Annotated in this window: 11 protein-coding genes; 7 read left to right on the top strand and 4 right to left on the bottom strand. The window is 38.5% G+C overall.

Annotated features, from left to right (window positions below):
* Nucleotides 1–30 precede the first annotated feature (30 nt).
* On the top strand, nucleotides 31–1,413 hold the full coding sequence (locus PTET_RS17880; RefSeq protein WP_096039063.1) for a Na+/H+ antiporter NhaC family protein: 1,383 nt from the start codon (nucleotides 31–33) through the stop codon (nucleotides 1,411–1,413).
* Nucleotides 1,414–1,515: 102 nt separating this feature from the next.
* On the opposite strand, the gene PTET_RS17875 is transcribed toward PTET_RS17880, so the two are convergent.
* On the bottom strand, nucleotides 1,516–4,398 hold the full coding sequence (locus PTET_RS17875; RefSeq protein WP_096039062.1) for an insulinase family protein: 2,883 nt from the start codon (nucleotides 4,396–4,398) through the stop codon (nucleotides 1,516–1,518).
* Between the two features lie 153 nt (nucleotides 4,399–4,551).
* Between PTET_RS17875 and PTET_RS17870 the strand changes: the two genes are divergently transcribed.
* Nucleotides 4,552–4,971 (top strand): MAPEG family protein, encoded by a 420-nt coding sequence (locus PTET_RS17870; RefSeq protein ID WP_029609943.1) that lies wholly within the window; start codon nucleotides 4,552–4,554, stop codon nucleotides 4,969–4,971.
* 309 nt (nucleotides 4,972–5,280) lie between these two features.
* Here PTET_RS17870 and PTET_RS17865 read toward each other — a convergent pair whose 3' ends face one another.
* Complete coding sequence (locus PTET_RS17865; RefSeq protein ID WP_096039061.1) at nucleotides 5,281–6,024, bottom strand: peptidylprolyl isomerase; 744 nt, start codon at nucleotides 6,022–6,024, stop codon at nucleotides 5,281–5,283.
* A gap of 295 nt (nucleotides 6,025–6,319) precedes the next feature.
* Between PTET_RS17865 and PTET_RS17860 the strand changes: the two genes are divergently transcribed.
* Both PTET_RS17860 and ushA read left to right on the top strand, forming a co-directional pair.
* A complete protein-coding gene (locus PTET_RS17860) occupies nucleotides 6,320–6,514 on the top strand; it encodes a hypothetical protein (RefSeq protein WP_013463154.1) in 195 nt (64 codons plus the stop codon).
* 75 nt (nucleotides 6,515–6,589) lie between these two features.
* Nucleotides 6,590–8,209 (top strand): bifunctional UDP-sugar hydrolase/5'-nucleotidase UshA, encoded by a 1,620-nt coding sequence (ushA, locus tag PTET_RS17855; RefSeq protein WP_013463153.1) that lies wholly within the window; start codon nucleotides 6,590–6,592, stop codon nucleotides 8,207–8,209.
* A 125-nt stretch (nucleotides 8,210–8,334) separates the two neighbouring features.
* Here the strand turns inward: ushA and PTET_RS17850 are convergent, their stop codons facing one another.
* Together PTET_RS17850 and PTET_RS17845 are read right to left on the bottom strand one after the other, a co-directional pair.
* The gene (locus PTET_RS17850) at nucleotides 8,335–9,282 is read right to left on the bottom strand and encodes a hypothetical protein (protein ID WP_016899144.1); all 948 of its coding nucleotides are present in this window, start codon (nucleotides 9,280–9,282) and stop codon (nucleotides 8,335–8,337) included.
* Nucleotides 9,282–10,151, bottom strand: a complete 870-nt coding sequence (locus tag PTET_RS17845; protein ID WP_013463151.1) for a type 2 periplasmic-binding domain-containing protein — start codon at nucleotides 10,149–10,151, stop codon at nucleotides 9,282–9,284. The genes PTET_RS17850 and PTET_RS17845 overlap by 1 nt, the downstream gene beginning before the upstream one ends.
* Before the next feature lie 236 nt (nucleotides 10,152–10,387).
* Between PTET_RS17845 and PTET_RS17840 the strand changes: the two genes are divergently transcribed.
* From PTET_RS17840 to PTET_RS17830, 3 genes are all read left to right on the top strand, one after another.
* A complete protein-coding gene (locus PTET_RS17840; protein ID WP_013463150.1) occupies nucleotides 10,388–11,242 on the top strand; it encodes a S1/P1 nuclease in 855 nt (284 codons plus the stop codon).
* A gap of 43 nt (nucleotides 11,243–11,285) precedes the next feature.
* Nucleotides 11,286–14,492, top strand: a complete 3,207-nt coding sequence (locus tag PTET_RS17835) for a TonB-dependent receptor (RefSeq protein ID WP_096039060.1) — start codon at nucleotides 11,286–11,288, stop codon at nucleotides 14,490–14,492.
* 327 nt (nucleotides 14,493–14,819) lie between these two features.
* Nucleotides 14,820–18,008, top strand: a complete 3,189-nt coding sequence (locus PTET_RS17830) for a TonB-dependent receptor (protein WP_013463148.1) — start codon at nucleotides 14,820–14,822, stop codon at nucleotides 18,006–18,008.
* The last annotated feature ends 47 nt before the right edge of the window (nucleotides 18,009–18,055 follow it).

The raw sequence follows: 18,055 nt of genomic DNA, 5'->3' as shown, positions 1-18,055 counted from the left end.
AAATCTGCTTTTAATTTTGTGATCTTATAAATGCTTGAACCTTCTGCGTTAACTCTACTGCCGCCTGCGGTAGTGGTTGTATTGGCTGTTGTTTTACGCCGCCCTATTTTATCGTTACTGATTGGTGCATTAGTTGGCCTTGTTTTAGCTGACCCTAGCAAAGTTCTCTCAAGTTTTGCCAGCACATCACTCAAAGTAATGACAGATGAAACCATTGGTTGGTTAATACTTGTGTGTGGCGGCTTTGGTGCGCTTATTGCCTTATTAGTGCGCACTGGAGGGGCTTCTGCGTTTGGTAGTTTGGCTTTAAAGTACACCCGAGGTAAACGATCCTCCTTATTTATGACCTTTTGTTTGGGTGTCGTGATATTTATTGACGATTATTTAAACGCGCTTACCGTGGGTGAAACCATGAAGCGGATCACCGACAAATTTAAAGTGAGTCGTGAAATGCTCGCTTACGTTGTTGATTCAACGGCAGCGCCTATTTGTGTACTCGTCCCTTTGTCAACGTGGGCTGTATTTTTTGGTGGCCTGTTAGTCGATAACGGCATTGCAGAAGAAGGCAAAGGCATTGCCGTTTATATTCAAGCCATTCCGTACATGTTTTATGCCTGGTTTGCGGTGTTGACTGTGGTGCTGGTTATTGCCGGCGTGATCCCTACTTTTGGCCCCATGAAAAAAGCCGAGCAACAGGCGCTAACTCACGCTCCTACTTTAGAGCCTGCGATTTATACTCAAGTACAAACCGCCGATGAATATGCAGTAAAAGCAGCGGAGGAACACTTTGAAGATGCGGATCCTAAAGGTAAGTTATATAACTTTCTGTTGCCGATTATTTTATTAGTCGCATTTACCGTATATTTTGAAATAGATGTGTACAAAGGTCTATTAGCGACAATGGCTGTCACTTTGCCATTTTATGCGTTACAAAAATTAATGAGCTTTAGCGAAATGATTGAGCGTATGCTGGATGGTTTTAAAAGTATGATCCCCGCAATTGGAACCGTGATTGCCGCCTTTATTTTTAAAGATGTATGCGATTTAATTGGCTTACCACAATTTGTGATTGGCAGCTTAAGCCCGTATATGACCGCTGGCTATTTACCTGCGGTGGTATTTTTTGCGATGTCGATATTAGCGTTTGCGACGGGTTCAAGTTGGGGGATTTTTGCGGTTTCAATTCCTATTGTCATGCCCCTTGCGACGGCGGTTGATGCAAATATTCCATTGGTGATTGGCGCATTACTTTCAGCGTCTTCATTTGGTAGCCAAGCCTGTTTTTACTCTGATTCAACCGTACTAGCAGCACAAGGCTCTGGCTGTAATTTGATCAGTCATGCTGTAACGCAATTACCTTATACCTTAATTGCTGCAGGCTTTGCCATAATTGGCTTTTTACTTATGGCCTAACATGGCAATGGTAGCCATTTTACTAAAACCATAATTAACGCCGTTAAAACAAAACCCAGTCAACAATGGCTGGGTTTTGTTTAGTTTTTGAGTAATTTCAACTTACTTTTGCAATTTTATATCGCTGTAGTAAGCATCTAAACTCGTCACTTTAGTTTGGTTTGGCAAATCTGCAAACTCGCTATCACTAAACTTACTGCCACGTAATTGCACATTTAAGCGGGCTGCTTGTGGATTTAACATGGTTTGCTGGTAGTAGTCTTTAATATCAGCAAGGGTGACCTTTTCTACTTCTGCAATTAGCTTTTGTTTTGAATCAAAATCAAAGTTTTCACGGTACCAATCGTTAATCAATGGACTCATTTCGTCACTTAAATTCTTTGGCTGTTCTTTTAACGAGACCAACGTTGCATTTTTAAGCTGTGCAAATGTCTCTTCACTCATGGCATTAAGCTCAGAAGCGTACTCTTTTTTGAACTTATCAAAGCGTACTTGAATTTCTTTTGGCCCTTTAACCGGCGTTTGAATAAACAATCCAATACCAGAGTAATCCTCAATAGGACGCGCTAATGCCCCTACCGCATAAGCTAGTTGTTCTTCGGTACGCATTTTGTCAAACGCGATTGTTCTAAAGTGTCCTTGTAAAACCGCCGCCTGCGCTTTTTGTTTGTAACCTGGCGTTGGGTGAATGGTCATATCGACAACGGCTACATCAGCTACATCAATATCTTTGTGTAATACGCGCGCTTCACCTAGTTGTGGTAACCAAGCTTTACTGCGAGCAAACTCAGATTTTGTATGATTATTTGGTAAAATAGCCGTTAATTCAGCAGCAATGGCATCAATATCTTTTTGATTATAGTTACCATAGCTAAATACGCGTAAGTTATTATTCGCTAAGGTGCTTTGCTTTAATGCTTGTAAATCAGCGAGTGTCAGTGATTGAGCTGCCTTAATAAGCGCGTCAGTATCAAAACTACCGGTTCGAGTCAGTTTTGAATATTCACTAAACGCTTGTGCATACGGGAACTGTTTTTGCTGATTGAGTAAATCACGTTGATAACGGTCAATCGCTTGATTAAATGCTTGTGCTGAAATTTCATCGTCAAATCCAGCTAACGCTTGTTTAAGTAAGGTATCTTGTTTATCGGTAAAACCACTTAATGATAAAACTAAGCCATTGCTTGAGCTTAAATTAACATTCATACCGGCAATAGCCGCTTCGGTTCGTAGCTGACTTAATTGAGTGTTATATAAATCTGCCCACACAGAATAAAGGACGGTTGAGTTAATATCACGCAACCCTGTTTGTGTGTTGATATACACCTCAACTAAACCTTTGGGTTGCTCTGCAAACTGCTGGCTTGCTTGGCGCCAAATTTTTACACCGTTTTTATCATAGCTAAGTTCTGGGTGTTTTTGCTCTTTAAAAGCCTGCGTTTTAATTGCAAAACTCTCTGGCAGTAAGTTGTTAACACTTGGTAAGGCTAAATTAAATTCACTTGGTTTTTCCCAGCTGGCAATTTCTGCGTCGCTAATATCACTAATTCGGTATTTACCATCATAAAAATGTAATTGTGAATCAGTGTCTTCTTGTTGAGAAATATACCAAACACGTAAGGTGTCTGCGTTAAGTTGTTTTAGTACATTATTAACCGCATCAGCATCAAACTTAGCGTAGTAGTATGGTGCGTTTATCGCATGATTTAACGGATAATCTTGCATGCTTTGAGTCAGCGCACTGACGTAGTTAAACTCATCGCCTTTTTCTAAAAATTTAAACTGGTTATTCAAAGAGGTACGAATTTCATTAAAGTACTTACTATTAACACCTTCACGTTTAATTAAATCAATATATTGCATAATAATCGCAACAATGGCTTCGCGGTTTTTCATGCCTTCATCAGTCAGCTCTATGTTCACATTTAAAGAGCCATAGTTACCATATTGATTTGGTGAAGCAGATGCTGATAACTGCGATACCCAGCCTTTATCACGTAATATTTGTGCTGGGCTACCTGGCATTTCATTGCTAAGTAAATAGGCAACAAAACGATTAGGTTTTACTGCAAATTCAGTTTGATTATTAGTGATTGTAAAGTCGAGCTGTAATTGTTTAACGTCTTCGTTTGGCGAGTAAAAAACACGTTTACCACCGGCATTATCAAAATCTAGCTTGGCTGATACTTTTGGCTTTTCAATATTTTTATTTTTAATATCAGCGAAGTATTTTTCTGCTTTTTTCTGCATTTCTTTAAGCGGTAAATTAGAAATTAACGCCACTTTCATAATATTTGATGAATAATATTTATTATAAAAATCAACAGTTTCTTTGTGTAATGAACTATCAGCTTTATCGCCTAACGTTTCAAGGTTACCAATTAAGAATCGATTAGCTGGGTGTTCACCCATCATTTTACGTGCAAGTTTAAATTGGCCAAAAAAGTCCATTTCACGACGCATTGACCACTCAGCATTCACTGCGTTTTTTTCTTTTTCTGTGTATTCTGGGTAAAGCTTAGGGGCTTTAAAAAAGTCTGAAAAGCGGTCTAAGCCTTCATCAAACGCATCGTTATTAATTTTAAACATGTAGTTTGTAATATCGAGCCACGTATAGGCATTATGCGCTCCGCCGTTTTTAGTCATAAAATCAGAGTACCCTTTAGTGTCAGGGTAGCGCTCAGTGCCTAAAAACAACATATGTTCTAAATAATGCGCCATACCTTGCTGGCTCATTGGGTCGTGCAGCAGGCCGACGCCGACACTCAATGAAGCAGCCGATTTTTCTGCGCTTGGATCAGAAACTAAAATCACTTCAATATCATTGGCAAGTGTTAGTGTTTTATATTCACGGTTATCGTTAGGACTGACAACAAGCGTTGGTGATAAAAGTGACGTTTGTGGTGATTGAGTAAGTGTGGCGGTATTCGAACAACCGCTTAATATTGCCAGTGCAATTGCACTTAAGCCGATGATGTGTTTCATTTTAGTTATATCCATTGCTGTTAAATATGGGCTTAGTGTTATAAAAAGACTAAATCACTTATAAACTACCATTATCAATTAATACTATGCTACTAATTAGCACTTAATTGTGTAACACATTGTGAATAGTTAATATAAATAATAAGGTAAGTTATGGAAAAGATAATAATAATAGCCATGTTCGTTCAGGTAACACTTTCATTAGTTGTGATGGTAATAATGGGAAAACGACGTTTTGCGGCGGCTAAAAACAAACACATACAGTTAAGTGACTTTGCTGCTATGCGACTTGATAATGCGGGCGATCATGTCAGAGTCGCTGATCGTAATTTTAGCAATCAATTTGAAATACCTGTGCTTTTTTATGCGGGTTGTTTACTTGCTTTACAGCTTAATATGGCGAGTGTCCCTATTGCAGTATTGGCGTGTATATTTGTAGCGACACGCATTATTCATAGCCTCATTCACCTTGGTAGTAATCATTTAAGAGCCCGTTTTAGAGTATTTTTGCTAGGCTGCTTATCTGTGTTTGTAATATGGGTAATGTTACTGGTGAGCGTACTTTACAACTAGGGTCTGATGACCTTTCAAGGTTAAATTTGCAGCAGTCTGTTTGGTATTTAGGCAAGGCTGAGCCTATGTGGTGTGGTTATTCCCCATAAATAGGCGATAACGCAGCATCAATGCCAAACAGGCGGTGCCCTTCGGGTTCTGCCTAGGGGCGGTTTACTCTTTGTTGCTCGGTTTTTACTTAGCCCACTAGGTTACAAACCTCGCGCAGCGATTAAACCGCCCCTAGTTTGAACAAATTGTAATCCGCAAAGATCAACAGACCCTAACTAAAAAACGGCGGCTATGATAAGTCGCCGTTATTTTTACGGCTTATTTAGTGCGTTTTAACCTAGGTGCTACAAGCAATAGTGCGCCTAATAAGCATGCCATACTGCCACTAGAGTCTGAACTTTGTGGTGGTGTCACTTCTACGTTATCAATTAATGTATTCTCTTTAGGTGTTAAATTTTGTGCTGAATTAGGATCGTCATCAAGCACAACCACCGTTTGTATTGATACTAAGTTTTGATTACTAATAACCACATTTTCATCTGAACATTGCTCTTTAGTAATACCAACCAATGGTACCTCTGCACAATGAACTAAGGCCGCTATTTTATCTAAAGTTTCTTGGCTTTGTGCTGTTATTTGTCCGAAAACGGTAAACCCACCATTTTGTAAATCTAAGTTTTGGCTGTTATCACTCATATTAAAAAACCATTGGCTAGTGGCGCTGTTTTCGTTGCCGCCCTGCTTTGCCATGGCAATTGTGCCTTTTACATTTGAGTAAACAGGTTCGTTAATAACCGCTGGCTTGATTGTAATGGGATCCATTTTGTCAGAAAAAGTAAAACCTCCTCCTTGAATGACAAACTTATCAACAGAGCGGTGTATTACTGTTTGGTTATACGCTGCATCATTAACATAACTTAGGAAGTTTTCTACTGTTTTAGGTGTTTGTTGATCAAACAAGTTAATTTCTATCGTTCCTTGGCTCGTTTGCATTTCGACTATGGTTGCTGCGCTTGAAAAGCTCGCTGCAGTTAAAATTGACGCTAAGATAAGCTTCTTCATTATTATTCCTATTTTTTATTGTCATTAGGCGTCATAGAGTAGTGTTATTCATTTTATAAATCGATACATAAGCACTTAACGCTACAATTCATATCAAAGTAATTACACTGTAGTTACAACTGTTTACATTTTAATTTTAAACACGTGATGGAGAGTTAATTGTCTGAGTGCCTTGGTGTACATCACGGTGACTCTTTTTTAATTAACTTTAAGCCTAGCAAGGTACTTAAAAAGCCCCTTATCAATCACTCTTTTTTTGTTATTATCAGCCTACACAGTGATAGGAGTAAATATAATGGCAAACAACACGACTATTTGTGACTTTGGGCTACACCAAGGTGAACCATACACCCAGCTTCCCGTCAGCTTTTTGAAATGGATGATTGATGTAAATCATCAAAAATCTCAATACGCACATGATGAGCTCGCACGCAGAAAACGGGTTGTAGAGCAGCAACGTGAAGTCTCATTGGCTGAAAAATATGAATAAGTGCGTTTTTTTAACCTCGAACTAGTTTAAACTAGCCGCCTACTATACTGAGTTTTGTTAATCGATAGGTATTTTATGCGTATTCTTGTTTTTCTCATTTTATTTCTTGGTTTATATGGCTGTGTCAGTGACTCAGTCAATAAACCTGCAGCACACTATTTAACTGTTCTTCATACCAATGATAATCATGGTCGCTTTTGGCATAATGAAAAAGGCGAATATGGTATGGCTGCGCGTAAAACCCTAATCGACCAGCTAAGAGCCGATGCAAAAGCACAAGGGCATCAGGTTTTATTATTATCAGGTGGCGATATTAATACCGGTATCCCTGAATCAGATCTACAATTTGCTGAGCCCGATTTCAAAGGCATGTCGAAAATTGGCTATGACGCAATGGCACTAGGTAACCACGAGTTTGATAATCCATTAAGTGTATTAAGACAGCAACAGCAATGGGCTAATTTCCCTCTTTTATCAGCTAATATCTTTGATAAACAAACTAATGAAACTATCTTTGAACGTTATAAAATATTCAACAAAGGCGGCTTAACCATTGCTGTAATTGGGTTAACAACGACAGACACCGCTAAAATTGGTAACCCGCAATACATTGGCCATTTAGATTTTAAAGATCCGGTTGAAATAACCGCCTCACTTACCCAAACATTAAAAGCAAAATACAATCCTGACATTACCATTGCGGTAACGCACATGGGGCATTATGTAGATGCCAATTATGGAATAAATGCCCCAGGTGATGTCACACTTGCCCGCTCTTTAGATAAAAATGCCCTTGATATGATTATTGGTGGCCATTCCCAAGAGCCAGTGTGTATGGCTGCAGAAAATGTCACAGATGAGAATTTTAAGCCAGGTTTAGCCTGTAAACCTGATCGACAAAATGGAACCTGGATAATGCAAGCCCATGAATGGGGTAAGTATGTGGGTAAAGCGGAGTTTAAATTAGAAAACGGTCAATTATCACTGCTAAGTTATCAATTATTGCCCGTTAATTTATACGTAGATAAAAAGCAAAAAGACGGTAGCGTAAAATCCGTACTTGCTGCAAATTACATTAAACCAGATCCAGCACTGCAAACCTTTTTAGCGGCATACCAACAAAAAGGGGCAAAGCAAATTGAAGGTAAAATTGGCTTTGTGAATGACAGACTCGAGGGAGATCGAAATAAAGTACGCTTTGAGCAAACTAACCTTGCCCGCGTTATTATTCAAGCGCAAATGAATACCGTAGGTGCCGATTTTGGCATTATCAGTGGTGGCGGTGTTCGCGATAGCATCAATGCGGGTGACGTGAGTTATAAAGACATACTCAAAGTACAGCCTTTTAAAAACCGTGTCGCTTATATCGATTTCAAAGGCAATGATATTTTAACCTATTTAAATGTCGTGACGCGTTTCCCACCAGACTCTGGAGCCTACATGCAATACCACAACTTAGCCTTTGAGCTTAAAGAGGATCAAGTAACTAACGTGTTCATCGCCGGCAAGCCGCTTGATATAAACAAAACATACCGCATGAGTATTAATGAATATAATGCTTCTGGTGGCGATAGTTACCCTAAAATTACTCACATGAAAGGATTCGTAAGCACCGATGAAACGGACGCTCAGGCATTAAAACGATTTTTTGCAGAGCACAGCCCTGTTGATGCACATGAGTTTGCACCTAAATAGTAATCTGTATTGAACAGTGATGAGTGTCATTGATATAGTCATGACACTCATCGTTGAGGTTTATGTGCTAACCAAACCAATTTAAGCTCTCTTAATCAGAGTTATGGTTAAGTAGCAAAGCACGATTACTTTCCTATTATTTCTATATTTCCTTGACCCACATTTGCTAACCCATAACTGTGCATTCGTGAGCGTGAGCCCTCTCCAAATGCTTTCGGTGGGTAGTATAATCCCTTTTGTTCAGGGCAATCATTTAACACGTCATCCAGTGCCGCACGAATTTCACTTAATGTTTTCTCTAGACTGTTATTAAAGTTTGGACGTTTTCTTACTGTATGACCAAGCTCAACTAAACGATAGAAATACTTATTGGCAAGCTCTATCAATTCCTCGGGTACATTCTTGTTATGATTAAGCTTGATCTCTGGATTGTTAGTGCAATATTCAACAAGCGCTAAATAAAAACATAGAGGTTTGTTTGCCAAAGCCACTTGGTGCTCCAAAGAAACGCTACTAGATAAGGTTTTACTTTTTAAATCAATAATCAGGGTTAATGGTTTTGACTCTGTAGTATTTGATTCTGCGTGAATAACCTGTTTATCATCATTTTTGTTGATATATGCTAATTTTATTAGGTATGTTAGTAATATGCTAAGAATAAAAAGCATCCCATAAATAGCTATCACATCACGCGTAAAATACGGCTGCCTCAAAGACAAAACAATAAACACCACACCATTATTACTATTTAACTCTCGAATAAACTCTGTGGAAGTTTTTAAAGAAGCATCAAATTCATGTTTTGGCGTTATAGCTACAACCTCAATACCGGTACTATCAATAAAGGTGTTTAAGGTTTGAATATAATTAAGTAAAGCTGCTTTATTACCTGAGTGTTTAAGCAGCTCATTTGATAAATCTAACAAAGGTAAGTCTAAAGCGATTCGTTTTTCTATTTGTATTATTTGTAATTTATTTACTTGCTGTTGTTTTTGTATTGTCGAAAAATAAAATACTGACGAGAAAACCAAGAATAAAAAAATTGTGCATATTATCCATATTAACCTATTCATTACGACTCCCCTATAAAGGTAACGGGGTAACTATTGCACTGCCAATATGGCTCAACATCTTGATAATATTGAAACGATTGTTCCTTAGACATACTCAATAAGTGAGACTGTACAGCACAGAGTAAATCAGTATTGTTATGCTGCATTTTTAAGTACCAACGGGTGCCTGCCACATTACTACTAATAGGCGTAATATAATTTTTTGAAAAACGCTGACTGTCACTTTCTCTCCAAAAAGAGGCAATAAGGTCTACTTCCCCGTTCGCCAATAATTCTCTCAACTCATTGTGTGAACTCGCATAGGTTATTTTTAGCTGAGCAATGTTTAGGCCTAGCTCTTTAAAGGCTTGCTTGGGTAAAATGTGTCCTGAGCGACTCGTTGGATAATCTAACAGACCGATTTTTTTATCTAAAAAATATTGTTTGCTGATCTTAGGTTTTTCTTTTGAAGAGATAAAAAATGCAGTGTAATCAGAAAAGCCAACCACAGGCTGATAGTTGTAAGTAGATTCAGCCTTAAACGCATCCATGATATTATTTTTCGCTAAAATTAAATCTGCAATACCTTTACCTACAAACTCTAAGCTATCAACGGTTCTATATCCCCAATAGCCAATGACAGAGCCATACTGTTTTGCCACTACTTTGTCGCCACAGAGATTTTGAGTAAGTAACTGAGCAACGTATTTTGAGGGGGTAAATACTATAAGTTGACTCTTATTAGCCGTTGCCGTTGTTTGACATGTCGTTGATGTCTCTATTATCACTGGGAATGTTATATCTTCTTCGCCCACAATAACTTGACCTGAAAACCAACTTAGCAACACGCCCAGAAACATAAATATAACAATCGCTGTTTTATGCAACATTAACTTCTTAATATTCAAAAAACACCCATTTAAATTAGAGTAATAGCTCATTTGAACAATTTTAATTACTTATTACAACAGGTAATTTTACCTGTCAAACCCAAGCCATTGAATAAAAACAATTTTAAACAAGAAAATATGAATTTTATTGAGTCCTTTCTATCAACCAAAAAAATGAGGACAATTGACCTTATCAGCGTTTACAAAATAAATGTCACACTAACTAGGATGCTTCAATGTACAAAAATGTAAAATATTCGCTTTCTTTAACACTTTTAATTAGTGCAATATTTGCAAGCACAGATTGTAATGCTTGGGGCCAAAACGGGCATCGTGTAGTGGGTAAAATTGCAGAGTCGCACATAAGCGAAACTACTAAGACTGCACTTATCCCCTATCTCAACGGCGAATCTTTAGCTCAGATTTCAACATGGCCTGACGAAATGCGATCTGCACCAGGTGACTTTTGGCAAAAAAAATCATCTCGTTGGCATTACATTAATGCTGATGACAACGCGACCTTTAGTTTTGACCACGACCACACTAAACACAAAGAATCAGTAACAAACATATTAGAAGGCATTCACTACTCTATCCGCGTGTTGAAAGATGATAAATCAAGCCTTGCGGCCAAACAGTTTAGCTTGCGTTTTTTGGTGCACTTAGTCGGCGACAGCCATCAACCATTTCATGCAGGAAGAGCAGAAGATAGAGGCGGCAATCGCGTTAAGGTTTCTTTTTTTAACCAACAAACCAATCTTCATAGCTTATGGGATACCAAGTTAGTAGAAAACGAAAACTTATCTTTTACTGAATACGCTCAGTTTATAAATACCAACAACAGCGAGCTAATTAGTGAATATTTACAAAGTACACCAGCAAGCTGGCTTGAAGAGTCGCACAACTTAGCCCTAAAAATATATGACTCAACAGAAGAACAGATTAGCTACGACTATATCTACAACAACACCCCTATTGTGAAAACACGCTTGCAACAAGCGGGAATTCGCTTGGCTGGATTGTTAAATACATTATTTGATCCTGCTAACACGCAATCAAAAATGGCCTTAACACAGCAAACACAAAAATAAATTTAGTTTCTAACTTAAATCATCTACATGGGAAATCAACATTATGACTAAGCTTCGCCTTTCGAAATTAACTGGGGCTGTAATTCTAGCTCTAGGAGTTTCAACAAGCGCTATGGCTGCTGACACTTCATCTGCAATGCGTGGTAAAATAACCACACCTTCAGGTGCGAGCGCTGCAAACGTTAAAATTAAGGTTGTTCATCAACCAACTGGCACAATTAGTGAACTAACGACCAATGAAAGTGGTACTTTCATTGCGAATGGTTTGCGTGTTGGTGGACCTTACACTGTGATCATCGACTCTGATACGTTTAACGATACCACCGTTGAAAACATCTTTTTAAACCTTGGCGAAACTTACAGATTAACATCGCAATTAGCGCCGCTAAACATTGAAAAGATTGAAGTCTCTGGTTATAAAATTGTACAACAGTCAGGTGGCTCTAGTAGTACGTTTGGCGAAGATACTATCAATAATATGCCTAGCTTTAATCGTGACATTAAAGACATCGCACGTTTAAACCCACTTGCTAGTATTAATGGTAGCGGCGAGCTAACCTTTGCCGGTAGCAACCCACGTACAAATGGTTTAACTGTAGATGGTATTGGCCAAAATGACGACTTTGGTTTAAGTTACGGCGGCTACCCTACTTCGCAGCCCCCTGTAGCCCTTGATGCGATTGAGCAAATATCTGTTGATGTTTCTCCATTTTCAGCCTCTAAAGGCAACTTTGGTGGTGGTACTATTAACGCGGTAACTAAGTCAGGTACTAACGAACTTAAGTTTTCTGGTTTTTACGAAACATCGACACCAGATATTGCTGGCGATGTAGACAGCATATCTCAAGTGTTTGCTGATAACCGCCCTGTTTTAGATGACGATGGTCACCGCACATACATTGTTGAACAAGTAGAACCTAATCAAACTGAAAAACGCTACGGTTTTAATGTTGGCGGCCCACTTATAGACGATACCTTATTTTACTTTGTTAACTACAACAAATGGTCGAGTGAACTAGATTTAGATTATGGTTTTGAAGGTTCAGGCGCAACCAACGAATACGATGTGAGTGAAGAAAGCTATAACCGTTTCCTTAATATTCTAAATAACGAATACGGCTTAACAGACTCTCTTGGAGGCGACCCTAAAGACACCAACGAAACATTACTTGTAAAATTAAGCTGGAACATTGCTGATGATCATCGCTTAGATTTTACCTATCAGTGGCAAGATGACAAAGATGAAACAAACTTTGGTACTGGTGGCACATCAGTTCAGTTTGCATCAAGTCGTTATACCTACGCAACCAAGTTTAATAACTTTGCTACCAAGCTATATTCAGATTGGAATGAAGACTTTTCAACTGAAATCGGTATTGCATACAAAGATGTATCATCGAGAAGTTTAACAAATTCTGATATTGGTAGCGTTAAAGTTGAAGAATACTTCCGCGGGCCTTCTTATAACTTTGGTACCGATGAGTTTCGCCATGCAAATAGCTCAGCAACAGAAAATTTAACACTTTCTCTTGATGCCACTTATTTAATGGACGAGCATGAAATTAACTTTGGTATGCAATATGAGTCGTTAAACTTATACAACCTTTTTGCAGCTAACTCTCTCGGTTCATGGGAATTTGATAACTTTAATGGTTTCGAAAATCGTGAAGTAGGTAACTACAAAGGAAAGTACGATTTTAGCTACAGCAATGCCTTTACAAATAACCCTAATGACACTGCTTACGACGCAACCCGTAATCAATTAGCACTTTACATTGAAGATACTTTTTATGTTGGTGATGATTTAGAAGTAACGGCAGGTGTTCGTTATGAGCGTTTATCTTCTGATGATAAACCAACACTCAACGAAAACTTTTTAAACACCTATGGCTTTAGCAATCAAGAAAACCTCGATGGGTTAGATATTATTCTACCGCGTATTGGCTTTAAGTATTACGCTACAGAAGCATTAACAGTTAACGGTGGTGTAGGTCGTTTCCAAGGTGGTATCCCTAACGTTTGGTACAATAACTCATTCCAAAACGATGGCATTACTTTTGTAGATGCACCTCAAAGTGCTATTAACGATTATTATGCTAATAATCAAGCTGATATCACTCAAGTACCAGATGCCATAAAAGGCTCTTTAGTTCAAGGTGCAGGTAGCACTAACTATGTTGATCCTAACTTTGAACTACCGTCAAGTATTCGTGCACAACTTGGATTTGAGTACGACTTTGATTCTGAATTACTAGGTGAAGGCTTTAAATGGCAAGCAGAAATTGCTTATCACAAAAAAGAAAACGAAGCTGTGTGGCATAACACCGCCATTAAACCTGTAGGTGTAGCGGCCGACGGCGAGCGTATCATCTATGAAAGTATTTACAGCGGTGATTTAGCTGATAACTTTGATATAGCAATGACTAACTCAACTGATGATGGTCGTTCTGTTATTATTACAACAGCACTAGCTAAAGAGTGGGAAAATGGCCTTTATATTTCAGCAAGCTATGCGCATCAAGATGTAACAGAAGCGTCTTCAGGTTCTTCTTCACGTGCACAAAGCAACTATCAGTACAATATCACTAAGAGCCGAAATGAAGACTTTGCTGCCCGTGGTGCGTATGAAGTAGAGCATAGCTTTAAAGTTAATTTAGCGTATAACACTGAGTTCTTCAGTGGTTATGCCACAAGGTTTAATGTGTATTTCGAACGTCGCTCTGGTCGTCCATTTAGCTATACTATGGGTATGTATCAAGATAGTGACTTAGGTGATACGCGTGACTTTTATTCAAGCTCAGCTTATTTAGCGTATATTCCAACTGGTGCAGATGATGCCAATGTAAATTGGGATGAATCAGGGCTATCATGGAGTGAACTTGAGACACTACTTAATAGAGCGGGTATTTCTGAGCGAGGCCAAATCTTAGACCGTAACTCAGGTACGCAACCATGGGTTACCACTATGGATATTAGCGTTAAACAAGAGATCCCTGGTTTTGCAAAAGGTCATAGCGGTGAGGTTTACTTTATGATTGATAACTTTGCCAACTTATTAAACAGTGACTGGGGCGTAGAAAAGCGCTTAGGTTTCTCTGACCAAGCAGTTTACGACTTTGGCGGCTTAGACGATCAAGGTCGTTATATAATTGATAGCAGATTTAATGGCGCTGATGTTCGTAACTATAGCCAATATCAAACTAGCTCATCAGCTTGGCAAGCTAAAATTGGTGTTAGCTATAAGTTTTAATACATAGCCTGTACATCAAAAACTCGTAAAATTAAAAAAGCCATTACATGAATGTAATGGCTTTTTTTATGGAAAAAATCACTTTTCATCTGTTTGTCATAAAAACTACTTACTATTTGCACGGTAAAATATTGAAACATAGATAAAATGCTAAATTTCATAAATAAAGTGTTTTATAATAAAAAAATTACAGTTGTATTTTATTTGTAACAAACAAATGAGGTACACTATGTAAGTATTTTGGGTTAAGTGTATTTTGCGGTCGCTTAATCCAAAATTAAAATAAAAAAGCTATTAAAAGTTTATTTAACTACACGGGAAAATAAAATGAAAATTCAACTTCGCAAAACAGCTCTATCACTTGCTATAGCAGCATGTGTTGGTGTGAGTGGTGCTGCAATTGCAAACGAAACAACCTCTGCAATTAAAGGTCAAATAAAGGGTCCTAACGGTAACCCTGCTGCAGGAACTAAAATTACTATTTTACATGTTCCTTCAGGCTCTGTTAAAACAACTGAAGTAAATGACGCTGGTTACTTTACTGCTAAAGGTCTTCGCGTTGGCGGCCCTTACAAAGTAATTGTAGACTCAGACATCTACGCTGACCAAGAGTTCAATAATATTATCTTGAACATTGGTAGCGACTACCCTGTTAATACTTCACTTGAAAATATCTCAGATGTTGAACAAATTGTAGTAACTGGTCGTCCTATTAGCACTATGTCTGGTGGTACGGGTCCTGCTTCAACATTCACATTAAGCGATCTTGAAAATCAACCAGCTATTAACCGTGATTTAAAAGATATTATTCGTATTGACCCTCGCGTTGCTATCGATGATAGCCGTGGTTCAATCAACTGTGGTGGTGGTAATCCACGTTTTAACAGCTTAACCCTTGATGGCGTTCGCATGAACGATAACTTTGGTTTAAGCTCAAACGGTTACCCTACTATTCGCGCTCCGTTCTCTTTTGATTCAATCGAGCAAGTAGCGGTAGAATTAGCCCCTTTTGATGTTCAATATGGTGGTTTTACATCATGTAACATCAATGCAGTTACCAAATCTGGCGGCAACGACATTCACGGTGGTGTATTCTACGATTACACTAACGATTCGATGAAAGGCGATAAGATTGAAGGTAATGACGTTGATAACGGCGATTACAGTGAAAAACGTTATGGCTTTAATGTTGGTTTACCGCTAATTAATGACACGCTGTTCCTTTTCACTTCTTACGAAAAACTTGAAGGTGTTAAACAGTTTAACTATTCATCTTTAGTGTCTTCTGCAGAAATTGATGAAATTAAACAAATTACACGTGATGTTTATGGTTACGAAGCCGGTGCAACACCAGCTAGCTCACCAGTAGAAGATGAAAAAATCTTAGTGAAGCTAGATTGGAACATCAACGATGACCACCGTGCTAACCTAATTTATAACTACAATGATGGCTTTACTTTATCGCAATCAGATGCAGATGGTGATGAGCTCGCATTTGACAGCCACTTTTATGAGCAAGGCGCAGAGTTCACTTCAATCGTTGCATCACTTTACTCTGATTGGAATGACAACTTTTCAACTGAAGTTCGTTTAGGTAAATCAGAGCTTGACGCTCGCGTTCAATCTTTAGACGCAGCAAGCGGTTTTGGTGAGTTCCAAATCAGCACAGATAATGCCACGGTGTACGTTGGTCCTGATGACTCTCGTCAATCAAATGATTTAAACTACGATACCACAACAGCTAAATTCTCAGGTACCTACTACCTTGATCAGCACACGATTACCGCTGGTTTTGAGTATGAAAAGTTAGAAGTATTTAACCAATTCGTACAACATACTGAAGGTGAATGGCGTTTTGCTTCGATTGACGCATACAGAAATGGGATTGCTAATGCAGTTTATTATAATAACTCTGCAAGTACGAATAACCCAAATGATGCAGCTGCTAACTTTGCTTATTCACAAAATACATTTTATGTACAAGATGAATACAGCTTTTCAGATATCGATGCATCATTAACATTTGGTCTTCGTTACGACAGCTATTCAAGCGATGACAAACCAACATTAAATCAGAATTTCACTAATCGTTACGGTTTTAGCAATCAGTCAACGTTTGACGGTATTGATTTAATTCAACCACGCGTAGGTTTTGAGTGGTATGCAACCGATGCACTAGAAGTACGTGCGGGTGTTGGTTTGTTCTCAGGCGGTAACCCTAATGTATGGTTGTCTAACTCATATTCAAATGATGGTATCACCAATATTGGTGCTTATATCAGCGATATCAGTAATTCTTATAAAGTTGGTTCTGGTGATGATGAAGTCACTCTAGTTGACCTATTTGATACGCCAAATGTAAATGGTGGTACTCCAGGTTACGACGTTCCACAAGATATGTTTGATAAAGTAGCAAATACTGAAATTGGTTCGGGTGATGCTACAACAAACGCGGTAGATCCTAACTTTGAAATCCCATCAGAGTGGAAGTACTCTTTAGGTGCTACATATACTACAGAAAACGACTATGTTATTGCTTTGGATTACCTTTACACTAAGAAGCGAGATGCAGCGACTCTTGTAGATATTGCTTTACAAGATTCTGGTAAAACTACTTTTGATGGTCGTCCTATCTATGAAAGAAAAGAAGATCCATTAAATCCAGGTAAATATCGTAGTGGTGAACTATTACTAACAAATGTGAATGGTGATAGTGGTGAGTCTTCAATTATATCTGCTGCAGTAAGTAAAGCGTTTGATAATGGCGTTAGCGTTCAGTTCTCATACGCTTACACTGATGCAGATGATGTAAACCCAATGACTAGCTCTGTAGCCAGCTCAAACTACGGTAACCTAGCAACATCAAACCCAGGTAACCCTGGCGTGGCATCATCTGATTACGAAATCCCACATCGCTTTACATTAAACCTAGGTTATAAACACGAGTTCTTCGATGGTTATAACACCCGCTTTAACCTATTTGGTGAAGCATACAAAGGTTTACCATATAGCTTTACCTACAAGAGTAATCGCGACACGGGTGCGGGCGATATTCAATTTGGTGATAGAAACTCTAATGGCGCGCGTCAATTATTGTATGTACCACTTGAAAATGATCCAAACGTTGTCTACAACATGAGTGCTGATGAAATCAATGAGTTTAATGACTTTATCGCATCTGAAGGTCTTAAACGTGGTGAAATCACTGGTCGTAACCAACAGAACTCTGATTGGTTCGTTAAATTTAACTTTAAAATCACTCAAGAAGTACCTGGCTTTATGGATGGCCATAAAGGTGAAGCATTCTTCGTAATCGATAACTTAACGAATATGTTAAACGATGATTGGGGTGTATTAAGAAAAGGCTCTTTCGTGGGTAATAAGATGGTTGAAGTAAATATTAATGACCAAGGTCAATACGTTTACTCAAACTTCAGTGCACGTAGTGCTGAACAGTCTGTACAACGCGATGCGTCTTTATGGGAAATGCGTGTAGGTGTTCGTTACACGTTCTAATTTGATTGATTAAATTAGTGTATTTAAAAGCCCACTTTGTGGGCTTT

This window comes from Pseudoalteromonas tetraodonis (assembly GCF_002310835.1).
GTDB lineage: Bacteria > Pseudomonadota > Gammaproteobacteria > Enterobacterales > Alteromonadaceae > Pseudoalteromonas > Pseudoalteromonas tetraodonis.
Note: the sequence above shows the minus strand (reverse complement) of the source record. Positions and strands in the feature narration are given on the sequence as shown.